Origin of the sequence: Collinsella sp. D33t1_170424_A12, assembly GCF_015554865.1 — a bacterium.
In the GTDB taxonomy this organism is placed as follows: Bacteria; Actinomycetota; Coriobacteriia; order Coriobacteriales; family Coriobacteriaceae; genus Collinsella.
Map to the genome: position 1 here is coordinate 1 of NZ_JADNJJ010000068.1, position 20,132 is coordinate 20,132.

Genomic DNA, 20,132 nt, shown 5'->3' on the forward strand with positions numbered 1-20,132 from the left:
ACCCGAAGACGTCGCAAACGCCTTCGTCTACCTCGCGAGCGACATGGCGTCCTACGTTACCGGCGCGGTCATTCCCGTCGATGGCGCCGCCCGCTCCTAATCGCTTGCATCCTTGCCGTGCGGCGCCCGTAGACCAGGGGCGCCACGCATGCTCGGCCGACCAACAGATTCGGTCTTCACAATGAAGGGACGAGGTATGCGCCTCGTCCCTTCATGTTTGCATCTCATTATGCCTGGCCAGCGCTTTGGCGCGCGCGGTCCCGCTCGAGAAGAGGCGCCAAGAAGCGACCCGTATAGCTCTCGGGGCACGCGGCGACCTCCTCGGGCGTTCCGCTCACCACAACGGTACCGCCGCCGCTGCCTCCCTCGGGGCCCATATCGATCAGACGATCGGCTACCTTGATGACATCGAGGTTATGCTCGATGACCAGCACGGTGTTGCCCGCATCGACCAGGCGCTGCAGCACATCCAGCAGCTGGCGAACGTCCTCGAAATGCAGGCCGGTCGTGGGCTCGTCCAAGATGTAGAACGTTTTGCCCGTCTGCCTGCGGTGCAGCTCCTTGGCGAGCTTCACACGCTGTGCCTCGCCACCGGAAAGCGTGGTGGCGGGCTGCCCCAGGCGCACATAGCCCAAGCCCACGTCGTAAAGCGTCTGCAGCTTGCGCTTGATCTGCGGGATGCTACCGAAAAAGGCCAACGCCTCCGTAACGCTCATATTAAGTACATCGGATATGCTCTTGCCGCGATACGTGACCTCGAGGGTCTCGCGGTTGTATCGCTTGCCCCCGCACACTTCGCACGGAACGTAGATATCGGGAAGGAAGTGCATCTCGATCTTGATCTGCCCGTCTCCCTTGCACGCCTCGCATCGACCGCCGGGGACGTTGAAGGAGAAGCGCCCCGGTGCATAGCCGCGCGCCTTCGACTCGGGCACGCTTGCAAACAGCGCGCGCAGATCATCCCACAGCCCGATATAGGTAGCCGGATTGGAACGCGGGGTGCGCCCGATAGGCGACTGGTCGATATCGATGACCTTGTCGATCTCCTCGACGCCTTCCAGCTTCCTATACGGCCCCACCACGCGCGTCGAATGATGGATGGCGTTGGTGAGCGCGGGAGCGATGGTATCGGTGACCAGGGAGCTCTTGCCTGATCCTGACACACCCGTAACCACGGTGAGCGTTCCGAACTCGATCTTCGCCGAAACGTTCTTAAGGTTGTTGGCACGGGCGCCCGTGATCTTCAGCGCGCCGCGCCCCGGTTTGCGGCGCGTCTCCGGCACGCGAATCATCCGACGGCCCGTAAGGTAGGCGCCGGTGAGAGAATCCTCGGAAGCCATGATCTCCTGCGGCGTGCCTGCGCACACCACCTCGCCGCCATGTTCGCCGGCGCCCGGACCCATATCGATCACGTAATCGGCCGCGCGGATCGTGTCCTCGTCGTGCTCGACGACGATAACGGTGTTACCGATATCGCGTAGACGCTCAAGCGTTCCGATAAGGCGCTCGTTATCGCGCTGGTGCAAGCCGATCGAAGGCTCGTCCAGGATGTAGAGAACGCCCATGAGCCCGGCGCCGATCTGCGTGGCCAGGCGGATGCGCTGCGCCTCGCCACCCGACAGCGTCGCCGAGGCGCGGTCGAGCGTGAGGTAATCGAGACCGACGTCGACGAGGAAGCGCAGACGCTCGAGAATCTCCTTGACGATGCGACCTCCGATGAACTCCTGGCGCTCGGTAAGCTCGAGGCCCTCGAAAAAGCCGAGCGACTCGCGGCACGACATACGGCAGACATCGTAGATGGATGCGCCGCCCACGGTGACCGCGAGCATCTCGGGGCGCAGGCGCGCGCCGTGGCATGCAGCGCAGGGCTCTTCTCGGATATAGCGTTCCAGGCGCGCCTTGGTCTTCTCGTTCGTCGTCTCGATATAGCGCTCGTAAAGAATGTTGCGTACGCCGGAATACTTCGTATCCCAGCAGGTATCGCGACCGTCCTGCGTGCGGTAGTTGACGCGCATCTTCTTATCGCCCAAGCCATCGAGGAAGATGCGCCGGACGCGCGCAGGCAGATCCTTCCACGGCGCGGCGGCGTCGACGCCCAGGTACTCGCAGAGCGCGCGGAAGATCTGCGGATAATAATTCGACTTTCCAAAGAAGCTTCCGAACACGCCTTCCTCGATGGAGAGGGATGGGTCCTCGATCAGGGCCTCGGCATCCACGACCTTCTTGAACCCCAGGCCATCGCACTCCGGGCACGCTCCATACGGAGCGTTGAAAGAGAAATCACGGGGCTGCAGGTCATCGATGGAATGGCCGTGCTCGGGGCATGCGAGCGCCAGGGAATACGTATAGGCCTCGCCTTCGGTGCCTTCGGGCGCATCGCGATCGGGCAGCAAGTAGACGCTTACGTTTCCATGAGCCAGGCGCGTCGCCTGCTCGACGGCCTCGGCGACACGCCCTAGGCCGCTCTCGCGAATGACGATGCGGTCGACCACCACCTCGATGGTGTGCTTGAATTTCTTATCCAGCTCGATTTCGTCATCCAGCGAGCGAACGTCGCCATCGACGCGCACGCGGGAAAAGCCCTCGGCGCGCAGGTCCTCGAACAGCTTGGCGAACTCCCCCTTGCGGCCCACCACGACGGGGGCCAGCACGTAGGCGCGCCGCCCCGACCCGACTTCGAGAATCTTATCGGCCACCTGATCGGTTGTCTGGCGCTCGATCACGCGCCCGCACTCCGGGCAATGCGGCGTGCCGATGCGCGCGAAGAGCAGACGCAGGTAATCGTAGATCTCGGTAACGGTGCCCACGGTCGAGCGCGGATTCTTCGACGTCGTCTTCTGATCGATGGAGACGGCCGGTGACAGGCCGTCGATGGAGTCGAGGTCGGGCTTATCCATCTGCCCCAGGAACTGCCGAGCGTAGCTGGACAGGCTCTCGACGTATCTGCGCTGACCCTCGGCGTAGATGGTATCGAAGGCGAGGCTCGACTTGCCCGAACCGGATAAGCCGGTGATCACGACGAGCTCGTCGCGGGGTATCTCGACATCGATATCGTGTAGATTATGCTCGCGTGCGCCGCGGATGCTGATGGAAGCGTCTGACATGGGCATGCTCCTTGAACAAATGAGGTTTTCGACCTCCCATACTATCGCAAGCATGGCGCGGAATCACGAACATTTGTACGTATCATATGCTCACCACGAACGAGCGCGGGCGCCGCGCTGCTCGGGGGGTACAATGAACGGCGTACGAAATCGAAGACAGTCGAAAGGGGTCTTCCATGGGATGCGAACACGCACAGGCCGCAGGAGGCCAGACCGCCCCGCAGCAGTTCGAGGAAAACAACCTATCCGAGGTCAAGCACGTCATCGCGGTGCTCTCCGGCAAAGGCGGCGTAGGTAAGTCGCTCGTCACCGGCGCGCTGGCCGTCGAGCTTTCCCGAGCCGGCAACAAGGTCGGCATCCTCGACGCCGACATCACTGGTCCCTCCATCCCCAAGATGCTCGGCATGAGCGGTCGCTGCGCCCACGGCATCGGCAACCTCCTGCTGCCCGAGATCTCCACCCGCGGCATCAAGGTCATGTCGAGCAACCTGCTGCTCGCCAACGAAACCGACCCCGTTCTGTGGCGCGGACCGGTCATCGCGGGCGCTATCCGCCAGTTCTGGAGCGAGACATCCTGGGGACCGCTCGATTACCTGCTCGTCGACATGCCCCCGGGCACGGGTGATGTCGCGCTCACCGTCTTCCAGTCGCTTCCAGTCGACGGCATCGTCGTCGTCACCAGCCCGCAGGACCTCGTGAGCATGATCGTCGCCAAGGCCGTCAACATGGCCGACAAGATGAACGTCCCCGTCCTGGGCGTCGTCGAGAACATGAGCTATGTAGAATGCCCCGATTGCGGCAAGAAGATCGAGGTCTTCGGCCAAAGCCATCTTGACGAGGTCGCCGCGCAGTACGGCGTCGACGTGCTCGGCCGCCTGCCCATCAACCCCGCCTTCGCCGCGATGTGCGATGCGGGAACGATCGAAGAGAACCTTCCCGCCGGCATGCTGCCCGCAGCACTCGAGGCCATCCGCGTGACGGCGGAGCTCGCCGATGCCAAGGCCGTCCTCGCCCAGGATGCGAACACATGCGACTGCAGCTGCGACCACGCGTGCGATTGCGACGAATGCGACTGCGCCGAGCACTGCGAGTCGGCCGGTTCCAACTAGCCATGACGTCCGCCTTCCGCACCTACGACGTCGCCATCATCGGCGGCGGGGCATCCGGTCTCGCCGCCGCCATCGCAGCGGCTCGCGCCGGCGCGAGCGTCTGCATCATCGAGCGCGACGTTGCCTGCGGCCTTCCCATCCTCGCAACGGGCAACGGCCGGTGCAATCTATCCAACACCCGCCTCGCTCCCGCGCGCTATCACCACGAAGCGGCGGCGCGCGCGGTGCTGGGGCATCGTGGAGAGGACCGCATCGCCGACTTCTTCCAGCAGCTGGGCTTGTTCACCTGTGAAATCGAGGAAAGGCTCTATCCCGTAACGAAGCGCGCCGAATCCGTGCGCGATTGCCTGCTCGCAGCCTGTAAGCGACAGGGTATCGACCAACGCTGCGGCGCGCACCTCACGCACGCGGTCCGCACCGATTCGCGATGGCACCTCGAAATCGAAGAGCCCGATCGGCCGCGTCGGATCGAACCGGCTGATTCCAGCCGCCCCGCACTTCGCCGCGCCCGCAAGGCCCTGGCCGAGTCCGACCTCGTACACCGTTCGGTGGACGCCAGTGCCGTGATCATAGCTACCGGAGGCCGATCGGCAGACGTATGCGCCCTCTTCGGACTACCCCACAACGAGGAGCAACCCCTCCTCTGCCCCATCGAAGCCGCCCTCACCACCGCCGATGGCACGGCGCTCGCAGGCGACGCCTCCCCCCTGCCGTCCCTCGACGGCCTGAGGCTCGACGGCATGCTCGCCCTCAAGCGCAACGGAGCCGCCATCGCATATGAAGACGGCGAGGTGCTCCTCCGTCCCTACGGCATATCCGGCATCGCCGCCTTCAACCTCTCACGACGTTGCCGGCCAAAAGATCGCATCGAGCTCGACCTCTTCCCGGACCTGACGACAGACCGCCTCGCACGCATCCTTCATGAGCGCCAGGCGCATGTTGGACCGTGGACCGGCGAGGCATCGTGGTTCGATGGGGTGCTCGCGCGACCGCTTGCGCGCTACATCGCGCAGGGCCTCGACGGCCATGCCGACCCGCTAACTCGCTGCGCCCACCTGCTTCACCACCTCACCTTCGAGGTTATTGGTACCTGCGAGCACCAGCAGGCGCAGGTTCATCGCGGCGGCATCCCCATGGATTCCGTCGACCTAGCAGACCTGTCCCTGCACGACGCTTCAGGCCTCTATGCGTGCGGCGAGGCACTCGACCAAGACGCCGATTGCGGTGGATACAACTTGGCGTGGGCCTGGCTGTCTGGCATCTGCGCCGGAGAGCACGCCGGTGCCGTTTCGCGCCCGTCATACTAGATCCGATCGCTTCCGCTCGCGCTCCACGCGCTCGTCCGAAAGGGATTCACATGATTGAAGTCACAGAAATCAAGGTCGCGCTCGACGATGGCGTGGACGAGCACGCTTTCCTCGAGGCCGCCCTCAAAGATGTCTGCAGCATGCTGCAGGTTTCCCAAGGCGACATCCTCGATGCACAGCTCTACCGTACCTCGGTCGATGCCCGCAAGAAGCGCGATGTGCACTTCACCGTCACGATTCGCTTCGAACTCGCCTCATCGGGCGCCGAGGAAGAAGCGATCGGGCGTGTTGCGGAGAAGGCGCGGCGACGCGTTCGAATCATCGAACCGCGCACCACGACATTTCCCCAACCGCTGGGCGCGCGCGGCGCGACGACGGACCGGCCCATCGTCGTAGGTGCAGGGTGCGCCGGCCTCTTCGCCGCGCTCACGCTCGCCGAAGCAGGACTGGAGCCCTTGCTCATCGAACGAGGCGACGATGCTGAGCGGCGCGGGGAAGCCGTCAGGCGCTTCAATGAAACCGGCGTTCTCGACCCCGAATCCAATATCCAGTTCGGGCTCGGCGGCGCGGGAACGTTCTCGGATGGCAAGCTCAACACGGGTACGAAAAACCCCGACCACCGTCTCATCCTGGAAACGCTGGCAGCCGCTGGCGCGCCGCGCGACATCCTCTGGGACGCCAGACCCCATATCGGCTCCGATATCCTTCCCTCAGTTGTAACTGCCATCATCGCGCGTATTCGCGCATGCGGCGGCGAGGTGCGCTTCCGCACCAAGCTGCTGGACATCGAGCGTTCCGATAGCGGCGCCGTCGTCGGCGTCACCGTCATGTCCGACGAGCGCGAAGAGCGGCTCGCAACCAGGCATCTCATCCTGGCATGCGGGCACTCCGCTCGCGATATCTTCGAGATGCTCCAGCGGCGCAATTTCACGCTCGCCCGCAAGACCTTTGCAATGGGCGCGCGCATCGAGCACCTCCAGGAGGCGATCGACCGCGCACAATATGGACCGGCGGCAGGTCACCCCGCCCTAGGAGCCGCCCCTTACAAGCTCGTTTCCCACGCCCCCAACGGCCGCAGCCTCTTCACCTTCTGCATGTGTCCCGGAGGCGAGGTCGTAGCAGCCGCCTCCGAAGAAGGCGGCGTCGTAACGAATGGCGCCAGCCTGCATGCGCGCGCCGGCCGCAACGCCAACGCCGCCCTCCTCGTTAACGTCACACCTAAAGACCTCCCCGGCGACGATGTCCTTGCAGGCATCAAGCTGCAGCGCGAATGCGAACAAGCCGCCTTCCAACTAGGCGGAGGCGACTATCGAGCCCCCGCGCAGCTCGTCGGCGATTTTCTCATCGGCATCCCCAGCACATCCGGAGCGGGCGTGATCCCCACCTATCCGCGCGGAGTCACCTGGACCGCCATCGGTCTCGTGCTGCCCGCATACGTCAGCGACACCATGAGACTCGGCCTACCCGAGCTCGCACGCCATCTCAAGGGCTTCGATGACGAGGAAGCCGTGATCACGGGCGTCGAAACCCGCTCCAGCGCCCCCATCACCGTCGTGCGCGATAAATCCTGCCATGCCGAACATGCCCCCGGCCTCTATCCATGCGGCGAAGGCGCAGGGTATGCAGGCGGCATCATGAGCGCGGCAACCGATGGCATCCGCTGCGCACGAGCGCTTATCGACGACCTCACGGCATAGAGGCAGAGGAGCTTGATCGAACCAACCCATATATAGCGAGGAGGCTCGACGGACGTCGAGCCTCCTCGCTATCGATTCATATGCCGTGCGAACGAAACGGGATGGGAGATCGAGCGCAGCGTCCATCCGCCTTCGCGCCCGTATTCAAGCTCCAGGATCGTACAGGATCCAAATCGACCCCTATAATCGCATTCCTCGACGCCAAGTTCGACGCACAACATGTACGCAACCCCGGTATCGCACGCAGCGAGGACGCAGTCGTGCCCGGGGCGGTTCAGGAGGACATCGAGATCATGCAGCACGCGACCGCTGAAAGCATCCCAAGATTCGCCGCCGAACGGCACGTAAAACGAACCGTACGGGATGGGCGCCATAACGTCTTGGGGCAGGCCCTCGTAGGATCCGTAGCATCCATCGCAGAGTTCGACGCGATGCTCGAACACCGCACCCGGCAGGGCATACGACAAGGTCTCGCGCGAGCGCCCCGAAGCGCTCGCGTAGACATGATCGAAACACAATCCCCGTTCCGCCATCCAGGCCCCAGCCTGCCTAGCCTGCTCTACGCCCCGGAGCGTGAGCGGGGAGTCGCAACGCCCCTGTATCCGATGGAGCGAGTCGAACAGCGTCTCACCCTGGTTAAGGACATATAATCGTCCCACAACGTGTCCCACAGACCTTATGCAGCGTCGGACGCCTTCGAGCCGCAGCGAAACGGGCAGGAACCCTTCACGGGCTCAACGCCGTTCAGCGCCAGCGCACCATACACGAAGCCCCAGCCGGCCAAAAAGAACTGCAGGCACGTCAGGGCAACGGAGCCGCCTTCGCCCGCGAAGTTCATCATGTTGAAAAAGGAAACCACCCAGATCACCGCGGCGAGAACGAGCGTTGCGATCCAATTGCCCGCACGCTTTCGCTCGATCTCCAACGCGATGAACATAACGTAGAACGCAAGGAAGATACCCACAAAGGAAAACGCGAGAGAAAACACCTTGATGTCGTACGGGAAAAACAGCTCCCAGAAACCGGCTACAAACATGAGGATGCCCAACGCGGGCTCTACCCAGCCCAGCACCCACGTAGAGGTAGATACGAACGAGGAGACGAATGTTGCGGCGCCTAAAAAGATACCGATCCACGGCAGCATCTGGAGCAGGCCGGCAAGGCCGTTGCGGGGCGTGATCATGAACATGCCCACACCGCCCTCGACGGGCGTAACGTACATATAGACCGCGAACAGGAAGCAGAATGCGGCCATAAGCACCAAGTTCCACTTAACCCCGCGGAGCGTCTTTACCAATTCCTCAACCATCTCGACCCCTTCATCGCGAAAGACGGCATAGCGGCTCACGCCGCACGACACTAAAACCGCATAAGTATACACTGTCGTACACTGTCGCGGTAAATCGCAAAGCGGCGCGGCGCGAGCCTTCGCATCGCAGTGCGCCGTCGCATGACCCCATCTTCGCTCTCCCCCATACAGGGACAACCACATCGGATAACAATCGCGATGAACGGATTTCGGGGCGTTATCTACCGAACCGAGCGCCCTTACGGACGCGACCGCTTGCGAACGCCGAACCCTTGCGCGCATCACGGCGCAGCCGTTCGATGACGTCGTCTTCGCTCTCGCCCTCGACAAGGGCACGGATGTGCACGACGGCATCGCGCAAACGTGCCGCCTCCTCGAAATCCATGGCTTCGGATGCCGCGCGCATATCGGCTTCCATCTGCTCGATCACGCGATGCAACTCCTCGGGGGGCAGATCCGCCAGCTCCTCGGCCAAGCGCTGACCGTTTGAGGCAGACGTGGCGGGAGCGGTATCGGCGGCACCCTCCCCGGCGGGCGTAAAGAACTCGCCATGTCCAAGCGAGTCCCCGCGGCTGCGATCGCGCTTCCCCACCGATTCGGTCGCCTCCGAGATGAAGCTCGAGATGTCGTTTATCGCCTTGTGGACCGTACGAGGCCGAATGCCGTGGACCTCGTTGTACTCCGTCTGAATCGCACGTCGTCGCGACGTCTCATCGATCGCCTCGCGCATCGAATCGGTAATGGTATCGGCATACATGATGACTTCGCCGTCGGCATTGCGCGCAGCGCGGCCAATCGTCTGGATCAGCGAGCGGCGGTTGCGCAAAAAGCCCTCTTTGTCGGCATCCAAAATGGCAACCAACGAGACCTCGGGCAGATCCAAGCCCTCGCGCAGCAGGTTGATGCCTACCAGGACATCGATCTTTCCTTCGCGAAGACTGCGCAGGATCTCGACGCGGTCCAGCGTCGCCGTATCGGAATGCATGTAGTTCACCTTGATGCCGGCGTCCAGCAGATGATCGGTCAGATCTTCCGCCATGCGCTTGGTCAGCGTCGTCACCAGCACGCGCTCATGACGGGCTGTGCGCTCGCGAATCTCGTCGAGCAGGTCGTCAATCTGCCCGCGCACCGGTCGCACGTCGATCTTGGGATCGAGCAGGCCGGTCGGGCGGATGATCTGCTCGACGTTGTTCTGGCTCACGCGCAGCTCGTAGTCGCCCGGCGTAGCGGAAACGTAGATGAACTGCGGAATGCGCGCCTCGAACTCATCGTAGCGAAGCGGGCGGTTGTCCAGGGCGCTCGGAAGGCGGAAACCATGCTCGACCAGCGTCACCTTGCGCGAACGGTCGCCTTCGTGCATGCCGCGAATCTGCGGCACGGTCACATGGCTCTCGTCGATGATGCAAAGCATATCTTTGGGGAAGTAATCGATCAACGTGAACGGCGGCTCACCGGGCTTGCGCCCATCGAGATGGCGCGAGTAGTTCTCGATGCCGGTGGTAAAACCCATGGTCTCGAGCATCTCGAGGTCGTAATCGGTCCGCTGCTGTAATCGCTGCGCCTCCAACAGCTTATCCGATGCCTTGAGCTCGGCCACACGTGCCTCGAGCTCCTCCTCGATGCTCTTGAGCGCCGCTGTAACCTTGGGTTTCTCCGTAACGTAATGGGACGCGGGCCAGACCGGAATCGCATCGTATTCGCGCAACACCTCGCCCGTGACCTCATCGATCTCGGCGATGACCTCGACTTCGTCGCCGAAGAACTCGAATCGCAGGGGATGCTCGGCATACGGAGGGTAAACGTCGACAACATCCCCGCGCACACGAAAGCATCCACGCGACAGATCGTAGTCGTTGCGATCGTATTGGATGTCGATCAGCGCATGGATGAATTCGTCGCGCTCCAGCGGAACCTTTTTATCGATATTGGGCGCCAGGCCTGCGTAGTCCTCGGGGCTGCCGATGCCGTAGATGCAAGAGACTGAAGCGACAACGATAACGTCTCGACGGGACAGCAGCGAAGCGGTCGCCTGATGGCGCAGCATCTCGACCTCCTCGTTGATGGAGGAGTCTTTCTCGATATAGGTATCCGATTGTGGAACATAGGCTTCGGGCTGGTAGTAATCGTAATAGGAGACGAAATATACAACGGAGTTGTTGGGGAAGAACTCCTTGAGCTCGCTCGCAAGCTGTGCGGCAAGCGTTTTATTGGGCGCCATGACCAGGGTCGGTTTCCCCAGCGCCTCGATGGTCTTTGCCATGGTAAACGTCTTGCCGGACCCTGTAACGCCCAGCAGCACCTGGTAGCGGTCGCCATCGCGCACCCCCTGAACCAACGATGCGATGGCCTGGGGCTGATCGCCCGACGGCTCGAACGGGGAAACCACCTTGAAGGGCGCGGGCTCGCCCTGCACGCCGAAGCGACGCAGCTCGCCGCCTACGCGTTCAACCTCGAAACTCTCCATGCCGCACACCCCTCACCACAGCGCGCGGAGCATCGAGCGGGCCGCCACGCGATAGCCGTCTCATACAATCATCGTACACATGTTCTAATGGATTGCAAGGCAAAACCGATGCGGAGATATAGAGGGCGCCTTCGGACCGGGCCCTAAAACGGTTGCACGCCTCCGGCTGGCACCCTCTTACAGAAACGCTTCTGGATAGATCTGCTGATAGCGATCGTGCGCGTTGTTCACGCGAATCAGATATGCCTGGGTCTCCGGGAACGTGATGGCGTTATGCAGGACCGTATCCTCCTGCGCCCAATCGTTCACGTTACCCATGCCCGCGTTATAAGCGGCGATAGCACGATCGGTAGCCCCGTTGAAATATCGGATGAGATACGACAAGTAGGCACAGCCGAATTCGATGTTGGTCGCAGGGTCCTCGAGGTTGTCGGCCGAATACCTTGAGCCGTCCACGATGCCCTTCACCACCATATCGCGGGCGGTCTCGGGCATGAGCTGCATGAGGCCCCTCGCACCCTGGCTCGAACGCGCCTGGGGATCCCAGCCGGACTCCGTCTCGATGACGGCGGCGACAAGATAGGGATCGACTGCGTGATCGGCTGCGGAGGCAACGATATAGTCCTCGTAGCGCAACGGATAGATAGCGGTGAACAGCAGCGCGGGCGCATAGGAGTACACGGCAGAGATCGTGCCCATAAAGGCGACGGCCAGCAAGGGGACAAGGCGAAACCATGTGAAGAAACGCGTCCCGGAACTAGACATGGCGCTCCTCCATCCGCGCGGATCGGGAGGAAACCGGCAACGATACACCCAGCCCCTCCACCAAACGGTCGAGAGAATCGAAAAGCGAGTCGTCGGCCGAGGAGTTGTCGATGACACGGGATGCGAGCGACGCCAACCGTTCGTCGGAAGGCTGGCACTCGGCGCGCCTATCGAAATCGGACGGCACCATACCTCGATCGATCGCGCGCACGCGGCGCACCTCGACCGGCGCTGTAATGGCGACCACCTCGTCTGCCAACGCGAATGCATCCGTAAAGCCCTCGGGGGCAGATACCTCCACAACGGCCAGGTCGTGCTCGGGAACCATCACCGAACAGCAATTCGCGGGGAGCAGGCGCAGACCGAGCTGCTCGAGCACCACGGGGTGGACGATAGCGTTCAGCCGCTGCGCGTCTTCGGGCGACGCGAACGCGCGGGCGGCAAGGGCGGATCGATCGATTCCGCCGCATGCGTCGAGCACGCCCCAGCCAAACTCCTGGGCGATCTCGTCCACGACGGCGGAACCCGGTTGGTAGAGATCCTTGGCAAGCTGGTCGAGATCGATGCGCAAGGCGCCCCGTCGCTCGAGGTAGCGAGCGGCAGTCGACTTGCCCGAAGCGATGTTTCCTATGAGAAATAGCGTAATCATAGCTACCTATCTTACGCATCGGACAAGACGTCGGCGCGATGGGCACGCGTATCCGTTCGAACTCCACGGGTGCACGAAGAAACGACAACAGTAGGACCAGTCGCAGGGGCACCGCAATGATACGAACACGTGTTTGCATCTGTGCTACACTGGATACGTATCCACAACTACGCAGTCGGCGGAGAGGAGATGTGGGCATGGAAGACAGATGCAGCGGCAGGGGCTCGCGGGCGCGAGACATCATCGATCGGATCGTAAGCGACGAGCGCTTCCGCGCCAGCTCCCATTTCTCGACGACGGTCTATCGGGACGAGCCGCTCCTCACCACCGGCAGGCAGATGGCGGGATACCTCCCCGACGAATACGCCCCTATGAAGGCCGTATCGCGCTGGGAGGAACAGCCGGGCGGCGCGCGCGGTAGATGGCTCAGCGAAGCAGAGCTCTTTTACCGCCAGGGCCTCGCCCTCGCGGACGTCGAGGACGACTGTCCGTATCGTGGAACCTACAAATCAACCTATCCCACCTACAGCACCATGAGCGACCGCCAGCTGCGCGGCTACGTTAGCTGGCGGTCGCGCGTACGAAAAGGCGATATCGAGGCCACGTTACCAGCCTTTGCCATAACCTACCTGCAAGAACTGATCTGCGGGATCGGCACCTCGGGCCCGCTCGATGGATTCGAGCGCCTCTCTTCGTTTGCGAGCGCGTATCGCGGGGTCTCTCCCGAAGTCGACAGGCGGGCGCCGGTATGGTTGCAAGACTATGCGATCTACCACGGCCTCGCTCCGCAGCTGCTCCCCTGCAGCGCCGAGCTACAGCGCGAAGAACACATCCTGCGATTCACCGAAACCCTGGAAAGGGTTCGAGAGACCACGGGGCTCTCCTCTAAGGAGAAGCCCCGGCGGACGCGCGGAGGACTACCGGGCATAGGCGACGCAGACGCGGTCACGCTGTATGAGTCGGCGCGCTCCCTCGCAAGCACGGGCAGCACCCCGAACCATGAAGATACGGGCGCGCGCGAAGACCTCTGCCATGTAGCGTGCGCCGTGCTCGCACGCCTCGACGAGCACTACCGACGCACCAGGAAAACAGGGCTCGCCGCTTCGTTATTCGGAGAAGCGGTGGAGCTGCCGTACACCATGTTCGCCTCGGCCGTGTTCTTCGATCCGAAGCCGCACCCCGATGCCGAGGTCGCCCTCAGCGCATTGCATCGCTATCGATGCCGCAACGGGCTATGGACCTGCACTCACATCCATGGCGCCCAAGCGGGGACCATACGTCTTGCGGATCTGCTGCGCGATATCGAATCCACCACGCGAGCGCGCTGGGAAGGCGCAGACGCCCCCGACACGACTCTACCGAAATACCTCGTCAAGTTCGTGGTGAGCGAGGCCGACGCCCGTGCCGCATGGCGGTCGGAACACGCACCCGTCCAGGTGCACATCGATACATCGAAGCTCGCCGGCATACGCACGGCGGCCGCCTGCACCCGCGAAGCCCTCTTGATCGACGACGAACGCCTGGAGGAGGGCGCCGAAGGGTCTGCTATCCTGGCAAGCGCCATCGAGGCGTCGCGTACCTCGACGCACACGGCCGCAAGCACCGAAGACGCCGCGCCGTGCGAGAACCGCCCTATGGACACAGAGCGAACGCAGCAACGATTCACATCGGAAAGCGAGGCGGGCCCGTTGTCAGCGGAGCAAAGCGCCTACCTCGTCGCGCTGCTCGACGGAGGCGCGCGCATCGAGCTCTCGCAATCCGAAGACCTCGTTGTCGACCAGATCAACGAGGCGCTCTTCGACCTCGTGGGCGATACCGTTTTGGAATTCGGGCCGCAGGGCGTCTGCATCATCGAAGATTATCGTCCCGATTTGGAAGGATTCGTGCATCATGACTAGTTCGCGTCCCATCGACCTCGAGGGCGCCCCTCGCATCCCCAAGCGCATCGCGGCAGTGATCCTGAACTCGCTCAAAGGCGGCGTCGTGCCCCGCATCGGTCTGCCCTACATCACCGTGGGGCGTGAAAACGAGATTCGAGCCCTGCTTACCGACCTCGACCTCATCGAGCACGGCGGCGCCTCGTTCCGATTCCTGGTTGGACGCTACGGCGCGGGCAAGAGCTTTCTTCTTCAGACGATCCGCACCCATGCCATGGGCGAGAACTTCGTGGTAGCCGATGCAGACCTCTCCCCCGAGCGCCGCCTGCAGGGAGGTCAGGGGCAGGGTCTGGCAACGTACCGAGAGCTCATTCGCAACCTATCCACCAAGACGCGCCCCGAGGGCGGCGCCCTCATGCTCGTCCTCGATCGGTGGGTGGCCGCGATGCAGGACGGCGCGCCCGACGATGACGCAAGCAGAAGCGATGCCGCTGCCCGGGCATTCTGTCGCCCCTTGGAAGAGATGGTCCATGGATACGACTTCTCGCAGATGCTGCTCCGCTATTACCATGCCACGTGCAAGGGCGACGACGAGATGCGCGGAGCGGTCGCCCGATGGCTGCGCGGCGAGTTTCGAACCAAGACGGAAGCGCGCGCGGAGCTTCAGACGAGCGTGATCATAGGCGATGACGACTGGTACGACTACATCAAGCTACTGGCCGCGTTCCTGCAGGGCGCCGGATATAAAGGCCTGCTCGTGCTCATCGACGAGCTCGTGAACCTCTACAAGATCCCCAATGCAATCACGCGGCAATATAACTACGAGAAGATCCTCCAGATGTATAACGACACGCTGCAGGGCAAGGCCGCGCATCTTGGCATCATTCTCGGAGGAACGCCCACATCGGTCGAAGACCGTCGACGCGGCGTCTTCAGCTACGAGGCGCTTCGAAGCAGGCTTGCCCAGGGTCGCTATGCACGCGACGACATGCAGGATATGCTCGCCCCCATCATCCACCTGCACCCGCTAACCTATGAGGAGCTGCTCGTCCTTATCGAAAAGCTCGCCCAGATTCATGCAGGATACTTCGCATACACGCCCACGATCACCGAGCAGGACCTGATCAACTTCCTCACCGCGGAGTTCGAGCGCGTGGGCGCCGATACGCACCTCACGCCACGCGAGGTCATCCGCGACTTCATCGAGCTGCTCGACATCGCATTCCAGAATCCGCAGGCGTCGATCGACGAGCTTCTCAATACGACAGCGATAGGGGGCGGGGTCGCGGCCCCCCTCCACCAAGCGAACACCCCGCCCGCGCGCAGCGAAGCCGAATTCGTCGAGTTCACGCTGTAGCAGCGCGACGACCCCTCGGCTCCGCTGCGGCCGGGCCTCTTCGCGCTATACGCCGGAATGGGCCGCGTCGTCACTCGGCGTTGCGGCCTCGACCGTCTCGGCAACGGCATCGGCCGCCGCGCGCTTGCCGTACGCATCGCGCTCCAGCTCGTCGAGCAGCCCGCAATGCGCGTTCTCGGGCGCGGTCTTGATGGGCGCCTTCTTGGCGTAGAGTTTGACAGCACCCGCTGTCTTATTGATGGGCTGCAGCGTGCCGGGACCCGCGATGCAACCGCCCGGACACGCCATGCCCTCGAGCAGATAGCCGTCGAACTTACCCTTTGTTGCCATCTTCATCATCTTGCGGCACTCATCGAGCCCTTCGGCATTGGTGACGTGCACGTCCATATCGGGGTGGTCGCGATGAATGGCATTGACCACGGCGTTAGCGACCCCGCCCGCCACCGCGAACGAGCGACCGTCGGCGCTCGCCACGTCGAAATCGGTCGAACCCTCACCCGTCAGCTTCGCATAGTCGATGTCCCTGGCCTCCATCATGCCGGCCATCTCCTCGAACGTAAGGACGAAATCGACCTCGCTCTTCACGCTCTTACGCTGTGCCTCGAGCTTCTTGGCAGAGCACGGCCCCACGAACACGATCTTGGCGTCGGGGTGCTGCTTGCGAATCAAGCGCGCGGTAAGCGTCATGGGCGTAAGGGCCATAGAAACGCAATGTGCATGCTCGGGAAACTCCATCTTTGCCATGACCGACCACGCGGGACAGCACGAGGTTCCCATAAACGGCTGCTTGTCGGGCACTTCCTCGAGAAAGTCCTCCGCCTCCTGCACCGCGCACAGGTCGGCGCCGAGCGCGACCTCCTCCATGCCGGAAAAGCCGAGCTCCTTGAAGGCCTCGCGCAGTTTGTCCACGTTGCCCTTACCGCCGAACTGGCCCACGAACGCCGGAGCGACCTCGGCGATGACCTCATCGCCCTCCTGGATGGCGTTGATCACCTGGAATATCTGGCTCTTATCGGCAATGGCCCCGAACGGACAGTTGACGAGGCACTGCCCGCACGACACGCAACGGCTGTAGTCGATCTGCGCGCGACCGGCTTCATCGGAGCTGATGGCGTTCATACCGCAGGCTGCCGCACAGGGGCGCACGCGATGCTGGATCGCGCCATACGGGCACACGCTCGCACAGCGCCCGCATTTGATGCACTTCTCCTGGTCGATATAGGCCTTCTTATACTTGAAGGTGATAGCCCCCTTGGGGCAGATCTCGCGACAGGGGTGGGCCAGGCACCCCTGGCACGCATCGCTCACCTTATAGGCGTCCTCCTCGCAAGCGTTGCAGGCGAATTTGATAACGTTGATAAGCGGCGGCTCGTAATAGCGCTCGGGCTTAGCGGCCTCGGCAACGCCCTCCGACAGCTTGGCGGGCTTATCCATGCCCTGCATAGGCAGGCCCATGGCAAGGCGGATGCGCTCGCCCACGATCGCGCGCTCAAGGAAGACGCTTTCGCGATACGTTGCCACGTCGCCGGGAATGATCTTGTAGGGAAGCTCATCGACCCAGCCGAAATCACCTGATTGACTCTCGTATGCCAGGCGCGCAACCTCGCGAAAAACGGTGCGACGAATCTGAGCGAGACCGGTGTAGACCCCGCGCATCGAATTGCCCATAGCGAAAATCCCCTCTCATGAGCGCGATTGTTCACAACATTTTATCGCCCGGGCATGGCATTCGCCGTGAGACTTACCCGCGCGTGTGCTAGTATAGAACGCGTGTTCGTATTGGAGCGTGGGGAGGGTCCATGAGCGCATTCGATCGGTACGCGCCGTTCATCCAGGACTTCATCTACAACAACAGCTGGGAGAGCCTGCGTTCCATCCAGGTTGCCGCCGCGGAAGCCATCTTCGACACCGACGAGAACGTCTTGCTTACCGCAAGCACCGCGTCGGGAAAAACCGAGGCCGCGTTCTTCCCCATCCTCTCTGAATTCTGGGAGAATCCGCCTGCGTCCGTCGGCGCCATCTACATCGGACCGCTCAAGGCCCTCATCAACGACCAATTCCAACGGCTGCAACCGCTGTGCGAGGAAGCCGGCATTCCCGTATGGCACTGGCATGGGGACGTATCCTCGTCACACAAGGCGAAGATGCTCAAGCATCCAGGCGGCATCCTGCAGATCACGCCCGAATCGCTCGAAGCGCTTCTGTTCCACAAACACGCCCTGGTACCACGTCTCTTTTGCGACCTTCGCTATGTAGTGATAGACGAGGTCCACTCGCTCTTGCGTGGCGACCGTGGCGGGCAGGCGCTCTGCCTCATCGAGCGGCTGGCACGCATGGCGCAAGTCAACCCCCGACGCATCGGCCTGTCGGCCACCATCGGCGACCCCGCGCGCGCCGGCGCCTTCCTTGCAAGCGGCACCGGCCGCGCCTGCATCATCCCACGCTTCGAGGAACCCCGCAAAATCTGGCGCCTGTCGATGGAGCACTTCTACAACAGCGGACCGCAGGCATCAGAACGCGGACTGAACTCGCAGGGCAGCGTCCAACTCGCAGACGTGCTATCCGTAGAGCGCGTGGACGCATGCGACGACCGGTCGCTTCCAGGGTCGACGCACGACGCGAACGCAAGCCAGGACCAGACCGAGGACGTCACCGTTTTGAACGCCGAGGAGCACACCCTGCTCGCCCCCACCGACGTCGCGCCGCAACAGGCCGATCCGGGCATCGGCTACATCTTCGAGCGCACGCGCGGGCGCAAATGCCTCGTATTCGTCAACTCGCGCGAGGAAGCGGAGGCTGTGTGCTCGGTGCTGCGCAGCTATTGCGAGGCGCGGCACGAACCCGACCGATTCCTCATCCATCACGGCAACCTCTCTGCAAGCTACCGCGAGGCCGCCGAGGACATCATGCGCGACGACGAGCAGACGCAGACCACCGTTACCACGGCAACGCTGGAACTCGGCATCGATATCGGTCGGCTCGAGCGGGCCTTCCAAATAGATGCGCCGTTTACCGTCTCGTCATTTCTGCAACGCATGGGCAGGACGGGCCGGCGCGACGATCCACCCGAGATGCATTTCGTCATGCGCGAGGAGCAGCCCGAGCCGCGTGCCATGATGCCCGAAACGGTACCTTGGAAACTGCTGCAGGGAATCGCACTGGTCCAGCTTTACCGCGAGGAAAAATGGGTCGAACCGCCCGCGCTGGATCGGCTGCCCTACAGCCTGCTCTACCATCAGGTCATGTCCACGCTCGCCTCATGCGGCGAACTGTCGCCCGCCGAGCTTGCACAGCGCGTTCTTACCCTGAGCTATTTCCATCGTGTCTCCGCCGAAGACTTGCGCGAACTCCTGTACCACCTCATTGAGACCGACCACATCGAGCAGACCGAGACCGGCGGTCTTATCGTGGGAATCGCGGGCGAACGCGTCGCCAACTCCTATAAGTTTTACGCCGTCTTCCAGGAGAACGAAGAGTTTACCGTGCGCTGCGAATCAGCGGAGCTGGGCACCATAGTGAACCCGCCGCCGGCCGGCGAGCGCATCGCCATCGCCGGGCATTGCTGGCTGGTGGAAGAGGTGGACTGGAAGAGGCATCTCGTATTCTGCTCGCAGGTGAAAGGGCGCGTTCCCGCCTATTTCGGCGACTGCGCCGGCGACATACACACCCGCGTGCTAGAACGCATGAAACAAGCACTCGAGGAACACCAAGCGTACCCGTATCTGCTGGGCAATGCGCGAGCGCGTCTCGCCCAGGCGCGACGGGTGGCGGAAAATGCTGGGATAACGGGAAGGCTCGGCCGACCGCTCATCAATCTAGGAGGAAGCACCTGGGCGCTCTTTCCCTGGTTGGGCAGCTACGCGTTTCTGACGCTGGAACGGCTCTTAAAAATCAAATGCGCGAAGGAGCTCGGTCTAAAAAAGCTTGACCCCTCGCGGCCGTACTTCATGATGCTCACCATGAGCGCTGACGAGCAAACGTTCTATGAAGTCGTTGCGTCCGAGGCCGAGGCGGACTTCGATCCCATTGAACTCGTCTACGACAGCGAGGTCCCGTACTTTGACAAATACGACGAAATGCTTCCCGCGCACCTCGTACGAAAGGGATTCGCCGAGGGCGTGCTCGATATCGAGGGCATGCGGCGGCGCGTGCTGGGATGGCGCGAAACATGAGCCCTGGGCCATCGCCCGCCGGAGCGACCACGGTCAGATGAGAGCGCCGGCGACACGGTTCGATAGGCGCCCGGGAGCACCTCGGATCGAGCGGGCGCACGCTCGTCGATGCCGATTCGCTAGCACACGTCGGCGTCAAAGAGCGGCGCGCCGAGGAGCTCATGGGTGATGGGCATTTCCCCTGCGAACTCGTAATCACCGTCGGTTGCGATGAGGAGGTAGTTGTCTTCGACGCCAAACGTCTCGTCCGCACATGGAACCACATGCACGTGCCGAAAAACGGCCGCAGCCGATGCCATGGCATCGCGCAGGAATTCGATGC

Annotated in this window: 14 protein-coding genes and 1 pseudogene; 7 read left to right on the forward strand and 8 right to left on the reverse strand. The window is 62.6% G+C overall.

Features of this window, described 5'->3' with window-relative positions; all coding sequences use genetic code 11:
• Positions 1–100 (forward strand): SDR family oxidoreductase (locus I2E26_RS03325; RefSeq protein WP_195419597.1); only part of this gene is annotated, 100 nt, incomplete at its 5' end.
• 127 nt (positions 101–227) lie between these two features.
• Here I2E26_RS03325 and uvrA read toward each other — a convergent pair.
• A complete protein-coding gene (gene uvrA / locus I2E26_RS03330; RefSeq protein WP_195419598.1) occupies positions 228–3,104 on the reverse strand; it encodes an excinuclease ABC subunit UvrA in 2,877 nt (958 codons plus the stop codon).
• Between the two features lie 176 nt (positions 3,105–3,280).
• On the opposite strand from uvrA, the gene I2E26_RS03335 reads away from it, so the two are divergent.
• From I2E26_RS03335 to I2E26_RS03345, 3 genes are read left to right on the forward strand one after another with little or no spacing between them, the layout of a single operon-like run.
• Positions 3,281–4,213, forward strand: a complete 933-nt coding sequence (locus I2E26_RS03335; protein ID WP_195419599.1) for an Mrp/NBP35 family ATP-binding protein — start codon at positions 3,281–3,283, stop codon at positions 4,211–4,213.
• Positions 4,214–4,215: 2 nt separating this feature from the next.
• Positions 4,216–5,520 carry an NAD(P)/FAD-dependent oxidoreductase gene (locus I2E26_RS03340; protein WP_195419600.1) on the forward strand — a complete coding sequence of 435 codons (1,305 nt, stop codon included), beginning with the start codon at positions 4,216–4,218 and terminating at the stop codon, positions 5,518–5,520.
• A gap of 50 nt (positions 5,521–5,570) precedes the next feature.
• Entirely contained in the window at positions 5,571–7,217 is a 1,647-nt protein-coding gene (locus I2E26_RS03345) for an NAD(P)/FAD-dependent oxidoreductase (RefSeq protein ID WP_195419601.1), read from the forward strand.
• A 68-nt stretch (positions 7,218–7,285) separates the two neighbouring features.
• Here the strand turns inward: I2E26_RS03345 and I2E26_RS03350 are convergent, their stop codons facing one another.
• From I2E26_RS03350 to coaE, 5 genes are all read right to left on the reverse strand, one after another.
• Positions 7,286–7,888: a histidine phosphatase family protein gene (locus tag I2E26_RS03350; RefSeq protein WP_370551432.1), complete on the reverse strand. Its 603-nt coding sequence runs from the start codon at positions 7,886–7,888 to the stop codon at positions 7,286–7,288.
• A 5-nt stretch (positions 7,889–7,893) separates the two neighbouring features.
• Positions 7,894–8,526, reverse strand: a complete 633-nt coding sequence (locus I2E26_RS03355; RefSeq protein WP_147588874.1) for a hypothetical protein — start codon at positions 8,524–8,526, stop codon at positions 7,894–7,896.
• Between the two features lie 217 nt (positions 8,527–8,743).
• Positions 8,744–10,990, reverse strand: coding sequence for an excinuclease ABC subunit UvrB (uvrB, locus tag I2E26_RS03360; RefSeq protein ID WP_195419603.1), 2,247 nt, complete (start codon positions 10,988–10,990; stop codon positions 8,744–8,746).
• Between the two features lie 177 nt (positions 10,991–11,167).
• Positions 11,168–11,755, reverse strand: coding sequence for a lytic transglycosylase domain-containing protein (locus I2E26_RS03365; protein ID WP_195419604.1), 588 nt, complete (start codon positions 11,753–11,755; stop codon positions 11,168–11,170).
• Positions 11,748–12,404 carry a dephospho-CoA kinase gene (coaE, locus tag I2E26_RS03370; RefSeq protein ID WP_195419605.1) on the reverse strand — a complete coding sequence of 219 codons (657 nt, stop codon included), beginning with the start codon at positions 12,402–12,404 and terminating at the stop codon, positions 11,748–11,750. Before coaE ends, I2E26_RS03365 begins: the two co-directional genes overlap by 8 nt.
• 197 nt (positions 12,405–12,601) lie before the next feature.
• On the opposite strand from coaE, the gene I2E26_RS03375 reads away from it, so the two are divergent.
• Together I2E26_RS03375 and I2E26_RS03380 are read left to right on the forward strand one after the other, a co-directional pair.
• Positions 12,602–14,302, forward strand: a complete 1,701-nt coding sequence (locus I2E26_RS03375; RefSeq protein WP_195419606.1) for a TerB N-terminal domain-containing protein — start codon at positions 12,602–12,604, stop codon at positions 14,300–14,302.
• Positions 14,295–15,638 (forward strand): ATP-binding protein, encoded by a 1,344-nt coding sequence (locus tag I2E26_RS03380; RefSeq protein WP_195419607.1) that lies wholly within the window; start codon positions 14,295–14,297, stop codon positions 15,636–15,638. The genes I2E26_RS03375 and I2E26_RS03380 overlap by 8 nt, the downstream gene beginning before the upstream one ends.
• 45 nt (positions 15,639–15,683) lie before the next feature.
• On the opposite strand, the gene I2E26_RS03385 is transcribed toward I2E26_RS03380, so the two are convergent.
• The gene (locus tag I2E26_RS03385; protein WP_195419608.1) at positions 15,684–17,306 is read right to left on the reverse strand and encodes a 4Fe-4S dicluster domain-containing protein; all 1,623 of its coding nucleotides are present in this window, start codon (positions 17,304–17,306) and stop codon (positions 15,684–15,686) included.
• A 131-nt stretch (positions 17,307–17,437) separates the two neighbouring features.
• Between I2E26_RS03385 and I2E26_RS03390 the strand changes: the two genes are divergently transcribed.
• Entirely contained in the window at positions 17,438–19,810 is a 2,373-nt protein-coding gene (locus I2E26_RS03390) for a DEAD/DEAH box helicase (protein WP_195419609.1), read from the forward strand.
• 119 nt (positions 19,811–19,929) lie between these two features.
• On the opposite strand, the pseudogene I2E26_RS03395 reads toward I2E26_RS03390, so the two are convergent.
• Positions 19,930–20,132, reverse strand: a pseudogene (locus tag I2E26_RS03395) (hypothetical protein); the annotation flags it as partial.

What these genes read in the sequence shown, in the direction of transcription:
- uvrA (WP_195419598.1), bottom strand. Translation starts at nt 3,104, where the DNA reads ATGTCAGACGCTTCCATCAGCATCCGCGGCGCACGCGAGCATAATCTA.
- I2E26_RS03335 (WP_195419599.1), top strand. Translation starts at nt 3,281, where the DNA reads ATGGGATGCGAACACGCACAGGCCGCAGGAGGCCAGACCGCCCCGCAG.
- I2E26_RS03340 (WP_195419600.1), top strand. Translation starts at nt 4,216, where the DNA reads ATGACGTCCGCCTTCCGCACCTACGACGTCGCCATCATCGGCGGCGGG.
- I2E26_RS03345 (WP_195419601.1), top strand. Translation starts at nt 5,571, where the DNA reads ATGATTGAAGTCACAGAAATCAAGGTCGCGCTCGACGATGGCGTGGAC.
- I2E26_RS03355 (WP_147588874.1), bottom strand. Translation starts at nt 8,526, where the DNA reads ATGGTTGAGGAATTGGTAAAGACGCTCCGCGGGGTTAAGTGGAACTTG.
- uvrB (WP_195419603.1), bottom strand. Translation starts at nt 10,990, where the DNA reads ATGGAGAGTTTCGAGGTTGAACGCGTAGGCGGCGAGCTGCGTCGCTTC.
- I2E26_RS03365 (WP_195419604.1), bottom strand. Translation starts at nt 11,755, where the DNA reads ATGTCTAGTTCCGGGACGCGTTTCTTCACATGGTTTCGCCTTGTCCCC.
- coaE (WP_195419605.1), bottom strand. Translation starts at nt 12,404, where the DNA reads ATGATTACGCTATTTCTCATAGGAAACATCGCTTCGGGCAAGTCGACT.
- I2E26_RS03375 (WP_195419606.1), top strand. Translation starts at nt 12,602, where the DNA reads ATGGAAGACAGATGCAGCGGCAGGGGCTCGCGGGCGCGAGACATCATC.
- I2E26_RS03380 (WP_195419607.1), top strand. Translation starts at nt 14,295, where the DNA reads ATGACTAGTTCGCGTCCCATCGACCTCGAGGGCGCCCCTCGCATCCCC.
- I2E26_RS03385 (WP_195419608.1), bottom strand. Translation starts at nt 17,306, where the DNA reads ATGGGCAATTCGATGCGCGGGGTCTACACCGGTCTCGCTCAGATTCGT.
- I2E26_RS03390 (WP_195419609.1), top strand. Translation starts at nt 17,438, where the DNA reads ATGAGCGCATTCGATCGGTACGCGCCGTTCATCCAGGACTTCATCTAC.